This window comes from Streptomyces sp. 8N706, assembly GCF_052245415.1.
Classification (GTDB): Bacteria; Actinomycetota; Actinomycetes; order Streptomycetales; family Streptomycetaceae; genus Streptomyces.
In genome coordinates, this window is the sequence record NZ_JBQQBW010000180.1 from 1 (window position 1) to 9107 (window position 9107).

A 9107-nucleotide genomic window follows, 5' to 3' on the forward strand; every position below is an offset into this window, starting at 1 on the left:
CTGGGGATCTGGGCCGGCGACGGCGGTGAGGGCGCGAAGTACTGGCTGCACGTGTTCACCGAGCTGAAGAACCGCGGCCTGGACGATGTGCTCATGCTCGTCTGCGATGGCCTCAAGGGCCTGCCCGAGGCGGTGGAGACCCTCTGGCCTCGCACGATTGTCCAGACCTGCGTGGTTCACCTCCTGCGCAACAGCTTCCGTTACGCGGCCCGCCAGGACTGGGACAAGGTCGCCAAGGCCCTCAAGCCCGTCTACACCGCACCCCAGCGAAGACGCGGCGACGGAGCGGTTCGGGGAGTTCCAGGAAGCCTGGGGCCGGAAGTATCCGGCGATCATCAAACTGTGGGAGAACGCCTGGGCCGAGTTCGTGCCCTTCCTCTCCTTCGACGTCGAGATCCGGAAGGTCATCTGCTCGACGAACGCGATTGAGTCCGTGAACGCCCGTATACGCAAGGCCGTCCGGGCCCGCGGACACTTCCCCAACGAGGCCGCCGCCCTCAAGTGCGTCTACATGGCACTGATGAGCCTCGACCCGACCGGCAAGGGTCGCAAGCGATGGACCATGCGCTGGAAGGCACCCCTCAACGCATTCCAGATCGCCTTCGAGGGCCGGCTCGCCCCGGCCAACAACTGAACCTCAACAACCAAGATCAGCCGTTAAATTGACACACCCGCCCCCGGATGTGGACGACAAACGCTGGTCGCATGCCGTGGCCAGCACTCTTCCGGATCGGATCGAAGAGATCCGGGCCGCCGTGGGCGACCATCCCGGGCTTGGATCGATCAAGGCGGCCGAGCATCTAGCTCAGCGCACGCAGCTGGATGTCGAGCGCGTTGACGTACAGGCCCTGGCCGAACAGGGCCTGCTCAAGCCGGTGGGTGAGTTCAAGGGACATCCCATGTACGCCCTGCGCGATCTCGACAACCTCCCTGAGGAACAGATCATCACCACAGTCCGAGAGCGCCACGCCTGGGTTGAGAAGAGCCTGACAACCAAGGAAGCAGCAGCATTCCTGGGCTGGCCCGTCGGGAAGTTCGAGGTAGACGCCGAACGCCGAGGAATGCTGCCCGGATCGCTAGACCGGTACGCCCGGACGGATGTTGAAGAGCTACGCGATCGCCCAGGCCCCACCTAGACAGCGTTGTCCGGGCTGTCTCCCCTGGTGTGGGCCTGTTTCCATGCCGCGATGACCGCTGCGGGGACACGTCCACGGTCGGGTACGTCATAGCCGTTGGCTCGGGCCCACTCGCGGACGGTCTGGGTGTCGATGACTCCTCCCGTGGGAGGGGGTTCCGGTGGGTTGTCGCGGGATGACGGTGAGGGTGTGAAGGTGACGCCTGCGTTGAGGAGGCCTCGGGGGAAGAGGGGGACCTGCGTCTGGCCGGTCAGGACGGTGGTGAGGAATTCCGTCAGGGTGCCGCTGAAGGTGTACCAGCCGGGGCCGCGCGCCTCGTTGACGGCAATGGGCCACGTGTCGGGCTCGTCCTTCCTGGTGGTGATCCAGAAGAGGTGGTTGCCGTTGTCGGTGACCCCGTTGGCGAAGAGGTCATCGGGGTCGTACGGGACGGGGTGTGAGCCGTGGTCGCGGTCTTGTTTGAGTTCTTCGCGGAGGGTGGCAGGCATGGGGCCGGTGAGGTCGACCCATTGGGTTGCCCCGTGGGGGTGGTAGATGCGGATGAAATCGCAGAAGGCGCCGGGACCGTAGGTCGAGGCCAGTTGCTTGTAGTCGCTGGGCAGTCGCATGCCGAGGGTGGCCTCGACGGCCGTCCAGTCGACCCGGGGCGTGTCTGCGGGTGGGGGGCAGAGTCGGGTGAGGTCGTTGAGGCTGGTCACAGGAGTCCTCGGCGGTGTCGCTGCTGCTGCTCGTGTGCGGGGTTTTCCAGGATCGTATCCACCAGGGTGTTTCCACGTCGGTCGGAGGCTTCGAGCTGGATGGAGACCGGCACGGAGTCCTTCTTGTCGTCGGTGTACTCGAGGTAGACGTTGTAGGTGACGATTTCTCCGCGGTCGTTGACGGCGTCGTAGACCGCCTGCTCAAAGTCCCGCATTCTGGGGCTGTTCGTTGGGTTCTGCGTGATAGCGAACAGGTTGTCCAATGTGTCGCCGGATCCGCCCAGCATTCTGGCGAGCATGTGTCCGCGGGCCTGGTTGTAGTCACCTCCGAGGAAGCGAGTCTGTCAAACGAGCGGTGTAACTGGGGTTGTTGACTACTGACGGGCTGCTGAGAGTCGGCCGTCGAAGGTGATGTCGAATGCGTTCAGCGCGGTCTTCCATCGCATGGTCCAGCGGGCCTGGCCCTTGCCGGTGGGATCGAGCGACATGATGGCCATGTAGTCGCACTTCAGCGCGGCCTGCTCGTTCGGGAAGTGACCGCGGGCCTTGACCGCCCGGCGGATGCGCGCGTTGACCGACTCGATCGCGTTGGTGGTGCAGACGATGCGGCGGATCTCGGTGTCGAACCGCAGGAACGGCGTGAACTCCTCCCACGCGTTCTCCCGCAGCTTCACGATCGCCGGATACTTCCGGCCCCAGGCATTGGCGAACTCGGCGAACCGCTCCACGGCGGCTTCCTCGGTCGGCGCCGTGTAGACGGGCTTGAGGAGCTTGGCGATCTTATCCCAGTCCTGGCGGGCGGCATATCGGAAGGAGTTCCGCAGCAGGTGCACCACACAGGTCTGCACGATCGTGCGGGGCCAGACCGTCTCCACCGCCTCGGGCAGACCCTTGAGCCCGTCGCAGACCAGCATCAGCACGTCGTTGACACCGCGGTTCTTGATCTCGGTGAGGATGTGCAGCCAGTGCTTGGCGCCCTCGCCGCCGTCCCCGGCCCACAGGCCCACAATCTCCCGCCGCCCCTCGGCCCACCAGATGGGCCTGGACCTCGCCGGTGGTCAGGCCCTTCGCTGCCAGCGAGATCACCATCTCGTCGACGCCGGTCAGGCGCTTCTGCCGCTTCTTGACGATCTTCGGTTCAAAGGAGCCCTCCCGGTCGCGGGGCACGGTTATCTCCACCGGTCCGACGTCGGTCAGCACGGTCTTGGAACGTTTGCCGTTGCGGGAGTTGCCGCCGTCCTTGCCCGCCGGATCATGCTTGTCATAACCGAGGTGATCGGTGATCTCGCCCTCGAGGGCGGACTCCAGCAGCCGCTTGGTCAGCTGCTGCAGCAGCCCGCCCTCACCGGTCAGCTGCAGGCCCCCGGCCTGGGCCCGGCCCACCAGCTCGTCAATCAGCTGGTCCTCCACGGCCTTCGCCGACACAGCCGCTGCCGGCTCGACGGCCTCATCCTCGGTCACGTTCTCACTGGTCATCGATGCATCCTCCATGATCGGGAGCACACCGAACGTCTTACAGTCCCCCCGCAGCTACTGAGGTTGTAGGCGTGATGTCGTAGAGGGCTGACAGGTCATGATCCTCGCGGTACGCCCAAGTGATGAGGTATCCGCAAGTGGCGGGGTGACGGCCGAACGGCGGGCGTCTGTCGCTGAGCATGGCCGAGCTCGGGCGGGGCTGGCCGGGCTACGGACGCAAGGTCACGCTTGCTGCGGATGCCACGGTCACGACCATGACGCCACACCTCTCCCCTGTCCACCAGGCATGAGGCGGGTAGGCGGTGGCAGGCACCAGGTCGTCGGGCAGGGCCAGATGCCCCTTGTCCTGGTGCCCGGGATGTCTTCGGGAACTTCTCGAAGCCTTGCAGCCGGCCGGTTCATCGCTCCCATCAACGGGTCAGAAACAGCTGCCAGTGAAGCGGACAGAGACATGGCCTAGCTCCAGCTCGGAGAGAGCCCGTTCCGCTCCCCGTACGGCACCGGCCGGCCCGTGAACGCGTCCAGGAGGAGACGGTCGCCGACCGGTCGGTCCAGCTTCACCGTCATCTCCTTGACGCGTAGGTCGGCGGTGCAGGGACCGTCCTTCGTCCCGACGACAGATGCGGACAGCGCCACGCTGCCGCTCGTCTCCAGCACGTCGACGGCGGGGCCATCATCGCAGGATCCGTGGGTGGCGATCACGGTGACCGACCGGCCGTCCCCGGCCACCTCGACCAGCCGATCGAGCGGCGCCAGCTCATCGGTGGGCATCTCCCTCGCCGGCTTGATCGGCGGCTCGGGGAGCTGCGACGGGCTGAGGGCGACCCGCTTGAGCGGGGTGTCGTAGCCCTCCAGGGTGAACAGCCAGGCCGGGACGGTCGCCGGGCCACGGCTGGTGGCCAAGGTCATCTCGCCCAGCTTCGCCCCGGTCACGGTCAGGTGTGGTCCGTCGTTGCTGCCGCGGGCCACGGTCTCGTACGCCTTCCGCGCCCCCACCAGCGGCAGCGCGAGCGAGCCTCCGCGCTCCCACTTCACCTGCCCGTTCTTCTGCGGGGCAGCAGGAAGTTCGCCGCGCAGGACGAAGTTCTGGGTGGCGTAGGCGCGCTCGTCGGCTGCGCTTCGGAAAGCGTTCTCGGGCAGTTGGACCGCCTCCCCCATCGGGTAGTAGCCCTTGCTCCACACCTCGGCGGCCTTGGAGCCGTCCCAGGCGTCGGCGACGTGGCGGGCGCGGTCCTCCGACTCCGGCGCCGGATCGGCGCCGCGGCTGCCGGACCTCTCGCTGCCGCAGCCGACGAGGCCACCGGTTCCGGCCGTGAGCAGGGCAAGTGTCCCGAGCAGATTGACGGTGCGTGTTGTGTTCGTGCGCATGGGTTTCCCCCCAGGGCCTGACGGTGACGAGTGGAGGCCGTACCGGACCTGTGACGCGCCGGCCCCGGCCGGGTTCCCCCTGTTCTCCATGGTCCAGGCTTCCAGGTGTCGGATCCGCGGGAGCCTCTTCTGGGGCACCTGGACCGGTGCGGCAAGCACGCTGATGGCGAAGATCGCTCGCAAGCGCTGGGATGGTTGCTTCTGGGTCTGTTGAAGCGGCTCGGATGGGGGGTGGCGCCGCACTATCAGATCCCCGCATGGACGTAGGCCGCCCAGAGCAGGGGCTGGTCGGGGAGGACCTCGTACCGGCCGTGAGCGACCTTGTGGCAGGCGACCGCTGGTCCGTCCCTCAAGGCACGGTAGAAGTCCTCGGCGACGCTCGCCGCGATGACATCCGGGACGTCCCAGAGTGTGGCGATGACATTGGCGTATCCGGCGAGTTGGAACGCGGAGGAGATGTGGATCGCCTCGTTGGGCAGGTTCAGGCTCGAACGGGCGCTGCTGCACGCGCCGAGGTAGGCCAGCTCGGCGTGGTCGATGCGAAGGCTGATGATCTCGGTGACCTTCAGTGGGCCGTCGAAGAGCATCAAACGGCCGTCTGAGGGGTTGTCCAGGTCGCCGTGGCCAGGCAGGCGAAATGGACGGTCGAGTGGGTGCGCGAGCGTATTTGACCGTTCGCCACCTGCGTGAACCGGTCGCGCGGTACGCTGCTCGCGTTGTCTGCGAGTTATGTTATGCGGCACGCGCACGACCTGGCCGAGGACCCGTTCCGGTCCTGGACGCCGAGCCCCACCGCGGACCGCGGCTGGGGCTCTTTTCATTTCCCAGGGGGCCGGGATTCCGGTCTTCCTCGGCCCGTTCGGCTCATGGCCCGGTCGACCAGTTCGCCCGGGCCTCCTCACCCCCATCATTCCCGCTTCTTCGAGGCCTCGTCCCTGCCCGGGGACGAGGCCTTCGTTGTGTCCGCACATCTCCAGGAGGTCACCATGTCCGACAGCCCCCGCTTCCAGGACCCCGAGCTGCAGGCCGTTCTGAACTTCCTGCGCTCGGCAGGGCCCCCGGCCCGGGTTCCCTCCCCTGTAGCGATGTCGACTCCCGACGGGGACGCCGTGGCGGTCGCCGAGCGGGAGGGACTCGACCTCGGTCCCGCCCTCGCCCGCAGGGCCGGACAGTCCAGGGCGCAGCATTCTGCGGGGTCGCCGGGCGGGCGCCGGCGGCCGGTTCGGCCTTCGCGGGCGACGCTGGGGGAGGTCGCGGAGCGGGCCATCCGGGAGGGAATGCCGCGGGTGCGGCGGTCGGATGTGGCCGTGCAGGTGCGGGCCTGGGCGCGCCTGGGATTGTGGCCGCAGGAGCTGACGGCGTGGATCCGGGCGCTGGGCAAGGACGGTGCGGCGGTCGCGGCACAGTGCTTGCGGGAGGGGGTCACACTGGCCGCGCTGGAGGTGCGGCTTGATGGTGTGCAGGTGCGGCGCAGGCTCCGTGGCGGCGAGACACTCGATGCGCTGCTGGCCCATGCCGCCCATCACTACCCGGACTTGAGGTTGAGGGAGCGCAGGTGACGGCCCCCGGCTCACGCGTCGGTCTCACGTGCGTGTAGGTGAATGAGGTCACTGGGCCTGGGGCCCGGTCCGGGCGGAGTGTGGTGTCCGGCGGGCGACAGCATCGGCCGGACACTGGGGTCGCCCGCCGGACATGGAGAGTGTCACACACGGAGCGGCAGGCAGGTCTCCGGCCCGCGGCGGCCCTCTGCTCGGCTCAGCACCTACGACTGCGGCCGCCCGTTCCGCGCAGAGCCCGTGCCGGTGACCGCGTCTGTGCTGAAGGATCCGTATGGTGCGCCTTCCCGCCTCACGAGGTGTACCGGACGGGCTCGCTGCGAGACCTCGGGGCGCGCCAGCACCAGCCCCGGTCTCGCTTCCGCCGTGACCGCGCTTGCTCTCCCGGCACCCGCAGATGTGCCCCTTTGGGGTCGTGTTTCCGGCGGAGTTCCAGCCTGGCGGACGTATGTGTCAGCGAGGCAGACACTCACGGCGTGGCGGGCAGCACACTGCTGCCGGCTGGGGTGGGCGTGGCTGAAGGAGGTCAGCGCAGGTGCCCGGCGCCTGCGATGCCGCGTGTCGTACGGGCGGGTGCATCACCAGTCGCGGGGATGACTCGTCCAAAGTGAGTAACATCCGGACACCAACAGCGGTACGAAGAAAGCGGGATGTCATGCCGGACACGTCCGAACAGCACAACGTCCAGAAGTTTTACGCCCAGCAGCTGCGGGAGGATCTGGAGCGCAACAAGGCGGAGCAGGAACGTATCAACACCGAGCTGGCAGAGTTGCAGACAAAGCTCAGTGCTCTCCAGGTGGACCATGGAGTGCTGCTGAGCATGCAGGGCGCGCTGGTCAGCGAACAGAGCTCTGGGGGCGCCCGTCCGAAGAAGGCGGCCGCCGGATCGGCTGGTCCGGGTATGTCAGTGCCGACAGCCAGGCGTGCGAAGGACGCGCCTGACCGGTCGGGCAAGGGCGGCAAGAAGGCGGCCAAGGCTCCCGCGAAGCCCAAGAAGCACACAGGTCCCACGATGCGCGAACTCGTGCTGAATTACCTTGGCACGCAGACCGAGCCGCGCTCGGTCAACGATGTGACGGCCGCGCTCCAGGAGGCGTACAAGGAACGCCCGTTCCACCCCACTGCGGTACGCACCGCCCTGGAGACCATGGTCGCCAAGGGGGGCGCAGAGCGCAGCAAGCAGCGGGGGGCGGTCTTCTACCTTCCTGTTAAAGCGGGGCCTGCTGAGGAGCAGGGTGCAGAAGCAGCCGTCGCGGAGGCGTAGCCGAGCGGCCGTGGCCGGCGCTGGGCGAAGCTTTTGCTGGTGGTGATTGGGTTCCGGTGCGGAAGGCCCTGCATGTTCTTACCTCGCGGCGTTCGGGCTTCCTCGGTGGGCGACACCCCAGTTACCGGCTCGCGGCCGGTGGGTGCCCTGGCCGGGGGTGGCGGATGAGAACGCGGGGGTCGAGGGGACCGGGTTGGAATCCCAGGCGCCGGTAGGTGCGGTGCAGCCCGGCTGTGGCCGGGGCGGCGACAAGTCCTACGCGGGCTGTGTCGGCGTGGGCGAGACAGGCGTGGATGAGACGTCCGGCGGAGACCGGATCACTCTCGTCTGCGGCCAGGTTCGCGGCTTCCCACCACCTGCCGTGGTGGTGTCGCAGGTGGCGGACCGTGTCCCGGACGGCCCTGCGGTGCCGGGCGTGCAGCATCAGGTTGGCGGTCTCCAGGGGCAGCGGGGCTGTGGCGATGGCGGCGGTGAGGTAGGCGAGGGGCGATGCGCCGGGGAGGTGGGCGGCGGTCAGGGCTGGGAGCGTCCAGAGCAGGTTCAGCCAGCAGCCGAGCAGGGTGCAGCCGGTGAGGAAGAGGGCTGCTTGGGCGGTGCGGCGGGGCCAGGTGATGCGGGGGCCGGTGACGGTTGCCGTGGCGCTGCCGTAGGCGAGAAGGCCGCCGCCGGCCTGGTGGAGGGTCAGGGCGAACAGCCACATGCCCCATGCGGTGGGCCTGGTGCAGGGGTGCAGGGGCGGGGGGCCCAGGCGGCGTGCCGCGAGGCCGCTCAGGCGTGGCAGGTCGCTCCAGCGGGCCCGCAGCGCGGACGGTATCCGGGTGGTGGGGTCGGTCGGGTGTGGCATGGGCCTGGGCCGCCTTTTATCGGGCCGGGGGGCGGTGGCTGGTGTGGTGCGGGTCGGGTGCGGGGCGCTGGCCGTTGGGTGCGGTGGTGGGCAGGGCGGCGGCGCGGGCTGCTGTGGTGCGGGCTCGCAGGTCTTCCAGTCGGTGTTCGATGCGGGCGCGTTGGTAGAGGTCGATGGCGTCGGTGAGGTGGTCCCATTCCTCGGCGTCGGTGCCGGGCGGGCGGGGGCCGAGGCGGTCGGTCCCGGCGCGGTGGTGGCGGCGGCGGTAGTCGGTGATGGCGGTGATGAGCCGCTGGTAGGTGTGCTGTTCGGTGTCCTCGTCCTCTCCGGGGGCGGTGAGCTGGTCCATCCACGGTTCGGGCGGCGGCTGGCCTGCGAGGACGGCGGCCAGTGCGGTCCGGGCCAGGCGGGCGTCTTTCGCGGCGGAGGTGAGGGGGGCGATGCCGCCGGGGTCGCGTACCGCGGGGTGCACGGGGAGCAGGGTGGTGGGGGGTGTGTCCAGGTGTGCCAGGGCGGTGGCGAGGAGGACTGCTGACGTCGCGCCGGGTCCGGGATCGGGGGCGGGGCGGCGTTGTGCTGTCAGGGCTCGGATGCGGGCGGCCAGGTTGTCCCAGGCGGGTTGCTGGTCTGTCTCCTGGGGCCGGGGGCCGATGCCGGGTACGCCGGTGAGGGCGTGCCGGGTGCGCCAGAGCTCCACGAGGGCTGCGGTGTTCTCCCAGGCGGCGCGCCGGGTGGGTGCGCTGGTGGGGGGTGGGTGGCCGAGGG

The 9107-nt window shown here is 68.7% G+C and carries 7 protein-coding genes and 4 pseudogenes; 4 read left to right on the top strand and 7 right to left on the bottom strand.

The window, feature by feature from the left end; translation table 11 throughout:
* Positions 1-634, top strand: a pseudogene (locus tag ACTWQE_RS32800) (IS256 family transposase); the annotation flags it as partial.
* Between the two features lie 49 nt (positions 635-683).
* A complete protein-coding gene (locus ACTWQE_RS32805) occupies positions 684-1136 on the top strand; it encodes a hypothetical protein (protein WP_443332737.1) in 453 nt (150 codons plus the stop codon).
* Here ACTWQE_RS32805 and ACTWQE_RS32810 read toward each other — a convergent pair.
* From ACTWQE_RS32810 to ACTWQE_RS32830, 5 genes and pseudogenes are all read right to left on the bottom strand, one after another.
* Positions 1133-1834 carry an Lsr2 family DNA-binding protein gene (locus ACTWQE_RS32810; RefSeq protein ID WP_443332738.1) on the bottom strand — a complete coding sequence of 234 codons (702 nt, stop codon included), beginning with the start codon at positions 1832-1834 and terminating at the stop codon, positions 1133-1135. The genes ACTWQE_RS32805 and ACTWQE_RS32810 overlap by 4 nt on opposite strands.
* A pseudogene (locus tag ACTWQE_RS32815) lies at positions 1831-2139 on the bottom strand (DNA/RNA non-specific endonuclease); the annotation flags it as partial. The pseudogene ACTWQE_RS32815 and the gene ACTWQE_RS32810, both read right to left, overlap by 4 nt.
* A gap of 69 nt (positions 2140-2208) precedes the next feature.
* A pseudogene (locus tag ACTWQE_RS32820) lies at positions 2209-3325 on the bottom strand (IS256 family transposase).
* A 441-nt stretch (positions 3326-3766) separates the two neighbouring features.
* Positions 3767-4678, bottom strand: coding sequence for a hypothetical protein (locus tag ACTWQE_RS32825; protein WP_443332739.1), 912 nt, complete (start codon positions 4676-4678; stop codon positions 3767-3769).
* A gap of 245 nt (positions 4679-4923) precedes the next feature.
* Positions 4924-5649, bottom strand: coding sequence for a CHAT domain-containing protein (locus tag ACTWQE_RS32830; protein ID WP_443332740.1), 726 nt, complete (start codon positions 5647-5649; stop codon positions 4924-4926).
* A 15-nt stretch (positions 5650-5664) separates the two neighbouring features.
* Here ACTWQE_RS32830 and ACTWQE_RS32835 point away from each other — a divergent pair, with 15 nt between their 5' ends.
* Positions 5665-6237, top strand: coding sequence for a hypothetical protein (locus tag ACTWQE_RS32835; RefSeq protein ID WP_443332741.1), 573 nt, complete (start codon positions 5665-5667; stop codon positions 6235-6237).
* A gap of 652 nt (positions 6238-6889) precedes the next feature.
* Complete coding sequence (locus ACTWQE_RS32840; RefSeq protein ID WP_443332742.1) at positions 6890-7498, top strand: hypothetical protein; 609 nt, start codon at positions 6890-6892, stop codon at positions 7496-7498.
* A 121-nt stretch (positions 7499-7619) separates the two neighbouring features.
* Here the strand turns inward: ACTWQE_RS32840 and ACTWQE_RS32845 are convergent, their stop codons facing one another.
* Both ACTWQE_RS32845 and ACTWQE_RS32850 read right to left on the bottom strand, forming a co-directional pair.
* Complete coding sequence (locus ACTWQE_RS32845) at positions 7620-8342, bottom strand: hypothetical protein (RefSeq protein ID WP_443332743.1); 723 nt, start codon at positions 8340-8342, stop codon at positions 7620-7622.
* Between the two features lie 16 nt (positions 8343-8358).
* Positions 8359-9107: pseudogene (locus ACTWQE_RS32850) on the bottom strand (MobF family relaxase); the annotation flags it as partial.